This is a genomic window from Bradyrhizobium sp. 87 (assembly GCF_023073015.1).
Lineage (GTDB): Bacteria > Pseudomonadota > Alphaproteobacteria > Rhizobiales > Xanthobacteraceae > Bradyrhizobium > Bradyrhizobium canariense_D.
In genome coordinates this window covers 1-13249 of record NZ_JADPIQ010000110.1, presented here as the reverse complement: position 1 = coordinate 13249, position 13249 = coordinate 1, and the positions used below count along the sequence as shown (strand labels likewise).

At 56.5% G+C, this 13249-nt stretch carries 10 protein-coding genes and 3 pseudogenes; 6 read left to right on the top strand and 7 right to left on the bottom strand.

The window, feature by feature from the left end; genetic code table 11:
* Window positions 1–146 precede the first annotated feature (146 nt).
* The 3 genes and pseudogenes from IVB50_RS29230 to IVB50_RS29220 all read right to left on the bottom strand — a co-directional run.
* A pseudogene (locus IVB50_RS29230) lies at window positions 147–771 on the bottom strand (nitrogen fixation protein FixA); the annotation flags it as partial.
* A gap of 21 nt (window positions 772–792) precedes the next feature.
* Complete coding sequence (locus IVB50_RS29225) at window positions 793–1536, bottom strand: LuxR family transcriptional regulator (protein ID WP_247298780.1); 744 nt, start codon at window positions 1534–1536, stop codon at window positions 793–795.
* A gap of 900 nt (window positions 1537–2436) precedes the next feature.
* Window positions 2437–3300, bottom strand: a complete 864-nt coding sequence (locus tag IVB50_RS29220) for a hypothetical protein (RefSeq protein WP_247298733.1) — start codon at window positions 3298–3300, stop codon at window positions 2437–2439.
* A gap of 821 nt (window positions 3301–4121) precedes the next feature.
* Between IVB50_RS29220 and IVB50_RS29215 the strand changes: the two genes are divergently transcribed.
* The 5 genes from IVB50_RS29215 to IVB50_RS29195 all read left to right on the top strand — a co-directional run bounded on the left by IVB50_RS29215 (window position 4122) and on the right by IVB50_RS29195 (window position 8991).
* Window positions 4122–4358 carry a hypothetical protein gene (locus IVB50_RS29215; RefSeq protein ID WP_018455420.1) on the top strand — a complete coding sequence of 79 codons (237 nt, stop codon included), beginning with the start codon at window positions 4122–4124 and terminating at the stop codon, window positions 4356–4358.
* Window positions 4359–4998: 640 nt separating this feature from the next.
* Window positions 4999–5871 carry a phosphoenolpyruvate mutase gene (gene aepX / locus IVB50_RS29210; RefSeq protein WP_247298777.1) on the top strand — a complete coding sequence of 291 codons (873 nt, stop codon included), beginning with the start codon at window positions 4999–5001 and terminating at the stop codon, window positions 5869–5871.
* 362 nt (window positions 5872–6233) lie between these two features.
* Window positions 6234–7034, top strand: a complete 801-nt coding sequence (locus tag IVB50_RS29205; RefSeq protein ID WP_247298731.1) for a phosphocholine cytidylyltransferase family protein — start codon at window positions 6234–6236, stop codon at window positions 7032–7034.
* 7 nt (window positions 7035–7041) lie between these two features.
* On the top strand, window positions 7042–7647 hold the full coding sequence (locus tag IVB50_RS29200; RefSeq protein WP_247298729.1) for a CDP-alcohol phosphatidyltransferase family protein: 606 nt from the start codon (window positions 7042–7044) through the stop codon (window positions 7645–7647).
* A gap of 234 nt (window positions 7648–7881) precedes the next feature.
* Window positions 7882–8991, top strand: a complete 1110-nt coding sequence (locus tag IVB50_RS29195) for a histidinol-phosphate transaminase (RefSeq protein ID WP_247298725.1) — start codon at window positions 7882–7884, stop codon at window positions 8989–8991.
* A 644-nt stretch (window positions 8992–9635) separates the two neighbouring features.
* Here IVB50_RS29195 and IVB50_RS29190 read toward each other — a convergent pair.
* Window positions 9636–10063 (bottom strand): annotated as a pseudogene (locus IVB50_RS29190) (transposase); the annotation flags it as partial.
* 84 nt (window positions 10064–10147) lie between these two features.
* Entirely contained in the window at window positions 10148–10381 is a 234-nt protein-coding gene (locus IVB50_RS29185; RefSeq protein ID WP_247298721.1) for a hypothetical protein, read from the bottom strand.
* Between the two features lie 1248 nt (window positions 10382–11629).
* Between IVB50_RS29185 and IVB50_RS29180 the strand changes: the two genes are divergently transcribed.
* Window positions 11630–11839 (top strand): hypothetical protein, encoded by a 210-nt coding sequence (locus tag IVB50_RS29180; protein ID WP_157642935.1) that lies wholly within the window; start codon window positions 11630–11632, stop codon window positions 11837–11839.
* A 601-nt stretch (window positions 11840–12440) separates the two neighbouring features.
* On the opposite strand, the gene IVB50_RS29175 is transcribed toward IVB50_RS29180, so the two are convergent.
* Window positions 12441–12929 carry a hypothetical protein gene (locus tag IVB50_RS29175; protein WP_247298718.1) on the bottom strand — a complete coding sequence of 163 codons (489 nt, stop codon included), beginning with the start codon at window positions 12927–12929 and terminating at the stop codon, window positions 12441–12443.
* A gap of 138 nt (window positions 12930–13067) precedes the next feature.
* Window positions 13068–13249 (bottom strand): annotated as a pseudogene (locus IVB50_RS29170) (hypothetical protein); the annotation flags it as partial.

Below are 13249 nucleotides of genomic sequence, written 5' to 3'. Positions count from 1 at the left end.
AAGACGTAAGACCCGCGCCGAGAAATTTCCTCTTGTCGGGAGCGCGCTTGCCGCGGCGCTGCCGTCGAGTTCTTATCCAGGAGCGTTAGAGCCTCGAAATTGTGCAGCGATGGGCATGCCTGATAGCGCCCACAAAGCTGCCCAGATTACTCGCGGACCGGTGCGGCAACTTCCGCTTCAAGCTTTGGCTGGTGCTTGAAGATCGCGTGGATCAAAGCTTGCGGCGGCTGCTCGGAAGCCTCCACCAGCATCGCTTTGTCAGCGCGCGCCGAGGGAGCGAAGACTCACTTGATCACGGTCGGCGAGACCACATTTGGAATGGTCCTCGAGACCCGCGTCCTGTGCGTTCCATTTCACGATTGGCGCGCGGGCGGCTCGTAGCGCATCCGGCCATGGCGCCGCGGCGAATGTGGTGGTGGCCTCGAGAATCGTAATGAGATACGGGCTGGTAAGTAAGCAGAACCTGGACACCGCCTTCGGCACGTCGTTCCGTTTGGATTGTGCGCACGGTTAGGTCTAGTGCTCTGATCTTGCCGACGTAGGTCAGCCGTAGCATCCCAAGCCGCTTCGCAATCCCGGGTCCCACCTGGGCGGTGTCACCGTCGATGGTTTGCTTGCCGGTAAAGATGAAGTCGGCGGTCCATGCTCCTTACGAACTTTTCGGATGGCGGCTGCCAATGCGTAAGTTATCACCAGAGTATCAGAACCAGCGAAGCGCCGGTCAATGAGCAGAACGGCTCGATCGACGCCGAATGTCAGCGCCTTGGGTACAATCGTCGTCCATCAAGATGCTCACGCAGCATGGACATCAAAAATAAGATTGAGGCGGATCGCCACAATGACGGCTTGGATCCGGCTGGTCGCGCCCAGCTTTCGCATCGCGTTCTTAAGATGAAAGTTCACCGTATTCTCGCTGATTTGTAATATCCTCCCGATTTCCCATGACGATTTGCCCTCTGCCACCCACCCTAGACAATCTAATTCCCGCTGTGATAGCGCAACTCTCATATTGCAGTTATCTTCCGCCGGACGTGTGATCTCCACACAAGCGGTGTGAAAGTGCCAGGCTAGTGCGTTCAGATGGCCTTTGGAATGTTGAGGATCGGCATCGTCGAACCGAGATGCAAACGATACGACCGATAATCGACCCAATGGCCCAAACAATGGTACACTCATGCCGTGCTTGAGACCGGCCTCTCTGGCCTCATCAAGTACGCGCCTTTCGTCGGGCTGTAGTTGATATTGCTCGGCGAGTTGATCCCACAGAAACGGCCGCGAAAGCGTCGGTGTCCGCCGGACCACCGGATCGATTTTGTGGTACTTTCGCTTAAAATATCGTTCACACCACTCGGGCGGCCACTTAACGGCCACGGCGGGCGGCGGATACTCCGGTAGACGAAGTGGCTCTGCGAAATTGAGCGCTCCGTAAGAGACTTCGCTGAAGCCTTCGTCGCTGGCACAGCTCACAAGAAGCTCGAAAAGCGATCGGAGCGATTGCGTTCGCGTCGCGCATTCGGTGAAGCTGAAAAGATCCATTTTGGGCGCCTCAGCGGGCTGACCCAAGAGGTCGGTATTGCGCCGCTCGATTGAGCTTGTTTTAAGCGGAGGCAAGTTCCAATCCGTCGCCGAGCCGCTCCGCGGTCCCGAGCTCAACGAGCCCGGTGTCACCGCGGATGTTCGGCTTGCCGGCGAGCATGAAAAGAAATGGGCCAAGCTCGTGCACGATCTACGGATCTGCATCGTCAGCCCCCAACTGATCTTCACCGCGCCGGCACCGACGAGAGCCGGGTCGATGAGCAGCCCAACAGACTCGTCGCGCAAGTTTGGCTCCTTGCATGAACAATGCGCGGCGTCTGGGTGGCTTAGTCGCACGCCTCCGACGCGAACAATTCTTAAGGGTTGAGCGCGACCGGCCCTCGTCGTGCAAGACGATGTTCGTCGGGGGGATACCCCGATATGCCGGCGGTCGGAAATTCTGCTTGGTGCAGAGGGCACTTTGCATACACATCTCCGGAAGGGAGAGAACCTAGGGATGAGAACAGCAAGGGTCGTACCAGTTGCACCGCTCCAAAAAATCGGGTTTAACGACAATGACTTGAGAGAATTGGGATAGCTGCCTCGAGCGCGTGCGTTGAAGAATTCGCGACAACAGGAGGAAAGCCGACAGCGCCATTTGGCTTAATTGTTCGTGACGATTGCCTGATTGGCTTTTTCTCTTGGCGTGTGACCGGTGCCCCTTGTGCAAGGCACCGCTGAATCGCTCATTATTGCGTGTCGCTTGCCAATAAACTGAAAACGAGCGAAAACGTTCAAGGACAGCGCATGCAGGCTGTCTGAATTCTCTGTGAGCCGAATCCGCTCTGGCCGACACACACAGGCACTTCTGAGGCACTGACGGGAGATGAGCGCTCGTCTGTCTAGTTGCGCGCCGACGCTTCAATCTGTCACTGCCGCTGTTAGCGGCTTACCGACGTTTCTCAGGACAGCGGCGCGGCAGTTGACAAACATCTGCTTCGTGTAATTCTCGCCGAAGTAATCCAGTACGAAGGTGCCTGTATAGTCCGGATCATCGCCCACGCTGCGGATTAGGTTGTCGAGAATCTCGCCGATTTCGGAAATGCGCTCGCAGTAACGGGCACGGAGAACATTAACAGCGTTCATCGAGTGAACTGCCTCGTCGGCAACCACCTCTCTCAGGCAACGAAGGAAGCTGCTGCCAAGTCCGGCATAGAACTCTCTATCCGCAGCATAGGCGCGGCAAGTACACATCTCATCAAATGCGATCATAACGATCAGAGAGAATTCGTCCTTCAAGTATTCATTGATTGCAGAAAAACTATGCGATCGCGCCTCCAATCTGTCTCGAAGATCTTTTTCGGATTCACCAGCGACAAGCTCCATGATCCGGATGAAACTATCGGTGTGACGCTCTTCATCCGCGGCCCAGGCACTAATAAACGCCTCAGCTTCGTTGGTGGCGATCAGATTTCGGTTGAACACTTCTTGTTTTAAGTGCCTCGCGTCGTATTCAGTATACAACTCTGGCCACAACTTGTCCCGACGTGCGCGCACAATCGATCGTCCGGCCGTGAACATGGCCGGCGTCAACTCATCGAAAATGTCTTTTGGATTCCAGTTCCGTCGAATCGGCGCAATCATCCGACTGTCCTTCTCTGTGAGCAGCCTGGCAGACGGCGCTCGCAAAGCACACTTGCTCCACACCAAGTATGCTGTCGCCCCCTCGTTTTGGTGGGCAATTTCGAGACGCAACCCATCAAACGGTTTGAAACTCGCGATCATCAACAGAACCTCATGGGGGACGGTCAACGTTTTATAGTTCGCGTGTAGTGTAGGCTGCGGCATCCCATCGCTTTCTTTGCAAACCGCTCCCTTTGCTTGCGTGGCAGGCGAACTGGGGGTCGCGGCGGCTTCCCGGCGTGCGTCAAAGCAGAGAGCCGACTGAAGGAATTCTGGCCGATTTGGTGGCCAGCCGCAGGAGCTTCGCTCGGATGTGAAGGAGCATGAGCCAAGCTGGGACCATCAGCTATGACGGGTAAACCGGACTTGACCTCCCAACGCCTTTGACCGCCCCTTTTGACCCGATCCAGGCGTTCAGCCCTGACGACATCGTTCGCGGCATGGCGCCCCGCGGCTGCCAAGGAGATTCTCGAACTCCAGTTGGAGCGGCCTACCCCATTCTACCTAACGAATATCGTCGCAGGTGGCGGTGGCGCGCGATGCTCCACATTGAATGATTTCACTTCGCATGGAGTTGCGAGGGGTCGGCCTGCTTCTGGAGCAGCAAGCCGCGCTTGCGTGCCTTCTTCCTTACTGAGGTGACATGGCGATCGAGCCCCGGCTATATCGAAGGCCACGCGAATGGTCAAAGCAGGAGGCGCAGCGATTGATAGCTCTCGCGCGTCAGAAAACCTGCGCCGTCGGACCCGGTATCTGGGTTGGACTCCGCCCGGCGCCGACAGTGCGGTCGCGATGTGTGTCTCTGTCCTAATTCCCACATTTGCGAACAAAAGCGCAGCCGTTTGTCGCCCCTCGGACAGACGGGCCAAATCCGCTCGGCTCCAACTTCACTATTGGAAGCAGTCATCGGTTGGGGAGACGAAATGGAACATTTCCTATTAATTGAAATGACGCGCGACAAATATGTCGAGCGGTGCAAGCAGCGGGCATTCGATCATCTCGACCGAGCTGATCTTAGGAACTCGGTTGCCTCGTTTGTGCGCAATATGAACGCGCTTCCCGATTGCGAGTTGCCAAACTACTTGGCAATGCTTGGCGGTTCGCTTCTGACGGCGAACGATGCGCTCGGCCGGAGAACGCTCATTGAGGGATTGAGGTGATGGTCCGATGATCAAGCCAGCGAGGGTCTGGGCCCGCTCAATTTCTTGGGAAGGGGATGGCGCACTACCGAGCTTACCTTTTGGATCACGACCGCCACGTTATAAGCGCGGCCAATTTGCAGTGTGCCGACGAGCAAAAAGCACAGGAACGTGCTCAGCAGCTAGTTGATGCCATCGACATCGAGCTATGGCAACTCGACGGACGTATTGCGGTGTGTTTGAAGCCGCCACAAGCCGAGCCTCGCACGTGGCAGGACAGGCAAGACCGCGGCGCCCTACAGACAAACGAAGCGTGCGTGAAAGTTAAGCGCGCGTCTCAGTCCTAGGCTTCGGTTGATTGCGGATCACAGGCGCGGGATAGTTAGGGAAGACGCCCGGCATGGGCTGCAAGTTGCCGACGTAGCGATTGACCACGCGGAAGATGGCTCTTGAGCACTCCCACACGGAGCAGGTTTGCGGGCGCGGTCAACTACCAACCCTCGCAATTGATCTAGATGACGGAAGCAGGTCACCTATCGATTGATGAAATCGGCCGGTCTACACGTTAGGCCCGTCATCACAAGGAATTGGCATGCAAGACCGATTAGCATCTGTTCGCGCCAACGGCCCTGATCAATCCGCTGGTTCCTCACCTGCTGAAATGCTGCGGGCCGAAATCTGCTGCCGCAGAGAGCTATCGTTCCTCATGGAAGCGCATGATGGTCTCTCCGCCGCAATCGCTGAGCGCGCGGGGTTCAAAGGCCTCTGGGCGTCCGGCCTGTCAATTGCCTGCTCCCTGGGCTACCGCGATGCCAACGAAGCGTCGTGGAGCCAACTCGTAGATGTAGTCGAGCGGATCGTGGACTCGAGCGGACTGCCTGTGCTCGTTGACGGAGATGGCGGCTTCGGGAATTTCAACAACGCGCGCCTCGTGACACGCAGCCTCCGTCAGCGTGGAGCAGCCGGCGTGGCGCTCGAGGACAGTTGCTTTCCGAAGATGAACTCGTTTGTTGGGCATCGGCACCCCCTTGCCGATATCGACGAATTCTCTGGCCGCCTCCGGGCAGTGAAGGATACAGTCGCGGACGACTTGATCTTGGTGGCAAGGATCGAGGCGTTGATTGCTGGGCATGAGATGGACGAAGCACTTTCGCGCGCTCACGCCTACGCCGACGCGGGAGCCGATGCGATCCTCATTCATTCGCGAAGGAGCACCGCGGACGAAGTCCTTTCGTTCGCGCGCGCTTGGCAGAACAGACTGCCGGTCGTGATCGTTCCGACGAAATACTATCGAACACCGATTTCTGTATACCGAAAAGCCAGCATCTCTACGGTGATTTGGGCCAACCAGTCTATGCGAGCGGCAATAGCGGCAATGCGTCAAGTCTGCGGTCGCATCATCGCTGAGGAAAGCACCGCGAGCATTGAGCCGCACATCGCTACTCTCGAGGAAGTCTTCGAACTGTTCAAGTACGACGAACTCGCCCGTGCGGAAACGCGATATTTGCGTCCCGACGCTGAACTGCGCAAATAGGGTTTCGTCGACACAGGAGCGCATTTTCGTTGTCCACCTACTGTCCTGGATTTCCTCCTAGCTGGCCAAGTTCGACTGCAATCTCAAATGCCTAATCATTGCACTGAGATGTCCTGAGATAGCGTAGCCCGCCTCACTCAACCGAAATGCGCACTTGGCCATCTCGGCAGCTCGAGGCACCGGACCCAGCGCCTCCCTTCTCTCTGGTGAAAGGACCGACGAGAACCATTTGTCTGTCTTAACGCTTGGGCTCCATTTTCAGATGGCTCCGGCAGACCTGATCTCGCTTCAGCACGCCTAAGCTGGCGCAAGAAGTCCGTCGGTGTTTCACCTTAGAGGCGCGACGAAAAAGGAACTAAACTGTGACCGATGCTCCCAAGAACGCCATCATTCTCGCCGCTGGCTGCGGCTCTCGCCTGCGTCCTCTGACAGATCTGCGGCCGAAGTCGCTGGTCGAGGTCAACGGCACTTCGATTCTTCACAACGCTCTGCACAATCTGGAATCTGTCGGCGTGGAAGAGGTGACGATCGTGGTGGGTTACCGCAAAGACGCCATTCAATATGCCTGCGGTAGCAACTTTGGCGAACTCAAAATCAAATATATCGAGTCGACCGTCTTCGACCGCACCGGAAGCGCCTATTCTTTGTGGCTGGCGCGCGACGCTCTTCTCTCCGGAGACTGCTTTCTTCTCGAGGGCGACGTCTTTTTCGAAGAGGATGCGCTGCGACACTTGATGGTCTGCCGCGGGACCGACGTAGCTGCAGTCGTTCCCTTCGATGATTCAATGGAAGGGTCGGCCGTCCTGTTGTCGCAGAACGGCTTCATCTCAGGCTTTCGATTGAAGCAAACCGCGGCAAATCTTGTCGCGGATGGCCCAAAGCTTTTCAAGACGATGAACCTCCTACGGCTTTCAGCGCCGACACTCAAGGCAACGATCGTTCCGACACTGGACGATATCATCACCGCTGGAGCTAGGCAGACCTACACCGAAGAACTTTTGGGTTATCTGATAGCGAGGCGAGGCCTACAGCTCGCCGCGGCGCAATGCGACGGCCTCAGCTGGTACGAAATTGATAATGCTGACGATTTGGAGATTGCCGAGCGCATTTTCAAGGACCGAACGAATGCCTACGCGGCGAGACGTCATTTGCAAACGAGGTGAGAGTTCAATGCTGAAATACCTTTGGGATCCAGCGAACGCGATAACGATCACAGGTCTTCTCTTTTCCTCCGCCAGCCTGTCTTTAGCTCTCTCTGACCGCCTGGAGCTATCTGTGGCAGCGGCGCTTTGGGCTGTTCTATCGGACCACCTGGACGGGTTTGTGGCAGGTCGCACGAAAGGTCGGGATCCAGATGTCGCAAAAATGGGAGCGAGCCTCGACGGCTTTGCAGATATCGTCTATGGAGCCGTTGTGCCTGCGGCAGTTGTGGTACAAGTCAGCCAAGCTTCACAAGTCGCGTTTGCGACCGCAACCGCTCTAGTAGTGACGGGAGCAATAAGGCTTAGCTACTTTGCGAACTTTGGCAGGTCGCGTGATGGACGGTTCTTGGGCATCCCCTTATCATACGACGTGCCGCTCCTGGCGCTTCTATTTCTTTTTAAGCCTCTTATTCCTGCTGAAGCATTTCCGGATTTCGTGAACATTGCCTTCTTGCTGCTCGCTATAGCGCATGTCGCGCCTCTTCGCGTGCCACCACTCAGCGCAACAATGTATACGGCAATAAGCATCTTCGCCGTCGCGTCATCGGTGCTTTTAGCCAGTCGCTCCTTTTGATTGCGGATGGAAGTATGATCCAGCGACTGGCCTTCTTGGGCTTGCAGGCTTCACTCCATGCAGGTCACATGATGACGTGTAGTCTCGCCAACCCCGGCGTGCACCAGACTTGTTGCCGAGAACATCTCCGCACGGATCGGCACTGCTCGATGCTTGTTCGCCGGGAGCTTGTCGGGAGATCGCGACCATCCTACGATTTTCGTTTTGCCCTGAAACGTTGAGCTAGTCGCACTCATGAACAGCGCAGCACAAATCGCCGTATCCCTTAGGCCGGACGAGGTTTCTGACCTGGTCAACCGATTCCCCGGCGGCTATTGGAAATATGACATCAAGGACTTCGTCCTTCTGGTAAATCCATATTTTCCGCCGCACGCGTTCCTTGACGAACTTAAGAACGCGCTACCGCGGCTTATTACTTGCTATCCCTCTCCTAATGCGCAGCTGGTCCAGCTTCTTGCGGATGCGGTGAAGACGCCGGCTAGTAATCTTGTCATTTGCAATGGCGTGGCTGAACTGATTCCCATCCTCCTTGGCCGACTGGGTATGCGGATTGCTGTCCCGGTCCCAACCTTCAATCCCTATGAAACCACCGCCTTGCCCGGGCGGTTGTCACGCTTTTTCCTGTCACCGCCAGATTTTGAACTCGATGTGCACCGCTATGCAGCATTTGCGCGTGCAAATGGTCTCGACGGCGCAGTCGTGATATCGCCGAATAATCCCACTTCGCGGATGGTTCCCTATCCGGTTTTACTATATCTGGCTTCCGCGCTTCGAGCTCAACAGCAACTCCTACTGATCGACGAGTCATTTATCGAGTTTAGCGAGCTCGGGCGAAGTGCAAGCCTGGAAAATCACTTGCTGGAATTTCCCAACGTGATCGTTCTCAAAAGCCTTGGAAAGATTTACGGGACATGCGGTTTACGGGTCGGGTATGCGGCATCAGCAAATGTACAGACGATGGACGAAATTAGAGCCGCCCTCCCCACGTGGAATGTTAATACGTTTGCTGAGTTTTTTCTAAGCAAGCTTCCTCACCTGGCGCACGCTGCAAAGCAGAGTTGGGTGAGGGTGGGCAGCGACAGGGACAAACTATACGCAGACCTGCGCAGCATCGACGGAATGAGAGTTCTGAAGCCCGACGCAAATTTCGTGTTCTGCGAACTCCCGCCCCATTGGCCGGATGGGGACGTGATCGCCTCAACACTTTTAAAAGATAGACGGATATTGATCAGGCACAATGGCGGCAAGACTCTTCAGAATGGTAAACGATTCTTGCGCATCGCAAGCCGCACTGAAGACGACAATAGGCTTTTGGTGGAAGCACTGAAAGACATCTCTGATTAGGCGACGCCGGTACTAAGCCTTCTCATGGCTGATCCAGAAGGAAAGAAACTTTAGTTGGAGGCCAGAGCTGCAATCGCAGAACACTCCATTACTCGGTCGAGCGGAATCAAAGCAGATGAAGGCCCCGCGGCAACCACATCGCGGTTCTCTTCGCGCCGTCGGCGACCACAATCTTCCAGCGCGGATCGGCTATGTACAGCACTCTTCATGCTGACCTAATCTGGTATGTGACACAAGAGCGCGTCCGCGCTGGCGGACGGAAGTCCGCCACGTTCGACTAATAAGGCGCGAAACTTGCCCCATCGGGTCACATGCCCATCCTCAAGCCACGCACACTGAGTCTGCTGTCCAAGTGCGAGCGTCGTTCTCCGGAACAAGCCTCATCATTTCCACCTTCGCGATGTTCTACCTCGCCCACCGGGCGTTGACCGTCTGAAAGCGGGTTCTCCCGATTCTCGGAACGAGGTATCTGCATTAAGTCGTCATGCGCTCGTCTATTGGTGTTGCCATCTCGTAGTCCGCCTGCCTCAGGCCGCGAGCGACAGCTTCCGCTCCTTGTAGTCTCGCCCCCGACAATCGATAATCCTTGGTAACTCCGCTGTCCCGTTGCGCCACTTGGCCGACGCGATGCCGAGTTCGGCCAGGTGCCCGCGCAGTGCATTGCTCAACATTGGTAGGCTGGCGCACCAGCGATTGTCGAGTCCGGTGCAGCATCAAAACGGCTGCTGCTCCGTCGTCTCTTGACCGGGACAAAACGCATCGACGGCCGCGTCACAACCTCACAGATTGCAGCCGCATCATTCGCATCGTTCTTACTGCGGTTGAGGTAGGCCTTCACATAGCTCGGAGGTGTCAGTCTGACCGTATGTCCAAGCGCCTGAAGTTCGCGGCCCCAATGATGCGCTGACGGTCATGCTTCGATCCCAACCAAACAACGTGGCTGCTGGCAAAAATACTCCAGCACCTTTGCCCGACTTACCCGCTTCATCAGGACCGCGCGCGTGACATCGATCCGATGCACCTGGAACAGCGACTTCGCCAAATCCAGACCAATCGTGCTAACCTCGCCCATGGACGCCTCCCTCAACGGGCAGAATCACGCTTCCCAGCACGCCCGGCATGTTCCGGCGGTACCAACTTGGTCGGCTTGGCGATGTCAGGCGTGCTGAGCAACATCGCCGATGTCCCGACTGGTCACAAGTATGAACTGCAGATGAGGCAGTGACGACCATCTTCGAGACCGGCCGGTCCAGTGGCCCGCCGCAGCCTTGAGCAGCGGCATGCCATCGAGCGCCGGTTCGTCGGGCTCGACCAGATACGTCAGCAAGTCGCCAGGTGTATTGCGTTCGATTTTAGCCAGATCAGCGCGGCGGTGGTGACGATTACTCACAGTGATACCTCGTCGTCTCCCGCAATCGTTTCTGTCACCCAGTTTGTCGTCGTAGCAAGCCATCTGGTGGTGCCTTGCGTGGTGGGCGTGGCGCGCGGCGGTGCATCATGCTGTAACGCTAGCTGTAACGCCAAACGCTCGCGGCATGCGCGCGTTCTGCACCCCCCGAACAGAACCGCGAGCTGGAGCGCTGCAGCGTTTAAGCCCTGCCGCACTGCTCGCACGTCCTGCACCGTTCTGGAGGACTCTCGCCCTCGTCACGAACGTGGAAGACACGGCGGCTCGTGTGTCGGGCATCGAACCTGAACTCACGACGACGCTCCGGCAAAACACCCAGACGCTGGGATAATCGACGAGCAGCGGTGGGCTGACGTGTGACTGCTGGCTCGCCTCGATTCAGAACGGCACAGCCGGGGTCAAAATCTCAAACAAGGTAAATGCGCCAAGCCCAACCGCTCGGCGCCCAGAGGGAGCGGCTTGCGTCAACATCCGGGAATTCTGCGGCCGACAAGCGGCTTGGAACGACTTCCCGATTGCAAAGTTTTCCTGTTGCCCTTTGCCAGCGGGTGGCTGCCTTTCCCAAGGGGCAGCCTCAAGACAGCCCCAGCTTCACCGCCCTGAAGCTGGGGTCCTTTTGCTCTCTCAATGGTCTCGGACCGCGCTGACCGAAGCAGCCACCCTGCGGCAATTAGCCTGACGTATTGAAATCCGATATTTACCCATGATAGTTTTCACTTTTACGCTCGCGCTATTTGCTCTGAAGCCGTCCTGATAGTGCTTTTTGTGCTGGGGAGGACATTATGCGAAGCTCTCGCCCAATCTTTTGTGCCCGACGACTTAGTGAACTCATTTCTCAGCTCTCAGAGTTGGAAGATCTTCGAGATCTGGTCGAAGAAGCTGAGCGAAGCGCCCGAGGTGTGCCTCCACTACGCTGGACACATCCTCCGTCGCGCCGCGTTCGACGTGGTGAACGGGTCGCTTTGTCTGTTCGCCTCCGTCGCCACGCGGCACTAAGGGGGAATGCAGGAGCTATCAGCTCCCCCTGACAACGACAACCAAGTCGATTGGGCTTTGCCGGAGCCATTCCTGGACGGATGGTGGGCTTCCTCCTAAGCCTCTCCAAACGCTGGCTTGACCAAGAGATCGATCGAATGCTGGTGGACTACCCACCGTGAGAAGACACCTGACAGCCCTGTCGGACTATTCTTATCGTGGCCATAGCCCATGCAACAGAAGGGCCGTTCGCCAATGGACGAATTCGCGATGCTTCTCGCCGAGCTGGACCGGTGCAAGGCGGAATTTCAGCACCTGCAGAACGAACTCAATCTCGCGACCGGCGCCGGGCCGACCGACATAGTAGCGCTTCAACACGCGGCCCGCCGGATGAGCGGCATCGCAGCCCGCCTCGAGGCTTTGACGCGCGCGATCTCGAAAGGTACGGCCAGCGGAGTACATTGAGCACTCCCCTCCCTTCCCTTGAAGAGAGCGAGCCGACATCCCTGAGGGAAAGGACGCGACAAACCCTCTATCGGTGGTGGTGTTTGTTCATCATGGTAGCCGCGCGGAGAAGTTAAATGCCCGCACCAATCGAAGGCCTTTTTTCATTTTTCGTTTTGGTAGCCCTCATCGCTGGGGGTATTCCTTTTTGCCGTTGTTGCTTATGTCCTTAATCACACCAATATTGTCGGCCTGGCGATCAATGCTGGGTTGGTCGGGCTAGGAATATGGGCAATTGTGACTTGGCCGCATGATTCCGGCGCGTGGTTCATTGCCTTCTGTGCTTTTGCGATTGGCGGGTTCAATCTCTATTCAATGTTGTCGGAATAAACTTCTCTTCTTCGTTCCGGTCGAATCGAAGCCTTCGACATGGCGGGTCTCGGGCGACCCGCAACGGCTCGAAGATTGTGATTGCATAATAAGACTTCTCCCGGTGCTGAGATGACTTCGCTCGACCAACGACGTGATGAGGATGGCGGCCATGGAATTTTGCGCCCCTCTGGAGGTTCAGTGACTTGAAGGGAGTGAAGGCAACCGTCGAGAAGGCGACCTACGAACGCCATTACGGGGCTATGACCCGAATCGGGAAGAATAGCGCCACAATCACGAGACAAACGCCAAGTCCAGAGATCGCAAGGTTCATCGCAATCCAAAACTGATTCAGACGTAGAACACTCAGTTTCGGAAATTCTCGCGTGTTGTCATCATCCGCAAGCCGTCTGATGCTTCTCAGAGGTGACCCTGGAAGTAGCGCATCATAGGCATCACGATAGCCCCGTGCGCGCCGCGTGTGTAGCTGTATACGCTCGTATTGCTTCGCGGAAAACACTGCTCCGAACATGCCGAGCAGAACGAGTAGAAGTGCAGGCGGCAGGTCCAAAGGACTCAGCGTCTTGTCCGAAGTCATGAAGGCGATGACTGCGCCCGAAATGCCTATGAATGTAGATGCTACCGCCGCTCGTTGCGTCTCGTGATGACGCGCTTGGATCGAATTCTCTGAGTACATTTTCCAATGCGCATCGCGCAAAGTGGAGTCGTGTTCATCAGGCACTGGACCCTCCCGGCGTAGGAGCGAGTTTCCCAACAAATGAGACCACAACATTAGCAGAAATGCCACAGGTTGATAGTCCCTATGTGCTCACCCCTGAAGGGAGTCTAGCCGAAAATCTGCACCGGAATAGCGCCGCTGTTATTGGGGTCCACCCGTATACTTGTCAACCGTCGACATGAGCGGCTTCGGGGTCGACAGATTGAACATCAGCCCGAACCGACCATCGGGACCAGTCTTGTCCGGCTCGTCGATCAGCTCGTAGAGATCAATCCACTCGATGAACGAATACTGAGAGAACCTCGCCAGCATCGCATCCAGGT

Bases quoted from the DNA above. Each gene is read 5' to 3' on its own strand.
- IVB50_RS29225 (WP_247298780.1), bottom strand. From the start codon at position 1,536: ATGGATCTTTTCAGCTTCACCGAATGCGCGACGCGAACGCAATCGCTC.
- IVB50_RS29220 (WP_247298733.1), bottom strand. From the start codon at position 3,300: ATGATCGCGAGTTTCAAACCGTTTGATGGGTTGCGTCTCGAAATTGCC.
- IVB50_RS29215 (WP_018455420.1), top strand. From the start codon at position 4,122: ATGGAACATTTCCTATTAATTGAAATGACGCGCGACAAATATGTCGAG.
- aepX (WP_247298777.1), top strand. From the start codon at position 4,999: ATGCTGCGGGCCGAAATCTGCTGCCGCAGAGAGCTATCGTTCCTCATG.
- IVB50_RS29200 (WP_247298729.1), top strand. From the start codon at position 7,042: ATGCTGAAATACCTTTGGGATCCAGCGAACGCGATAACGATCACAGGT.
- IVB50_RS29195 (WP_247298725.1), top strand. From the start codon at position 7,882: ATGAACAGCGCAGCACAAATCGCCGTATCCCTTAGGCCGGACGAGGTT.
- IVB50_RS29180 (WP_157642935.1), top strand. From the start codon at position 11,630: ATGGACGAATTCGCGATGCTTCTCGCCGAGCTGGACCGGTGCAAGGCG.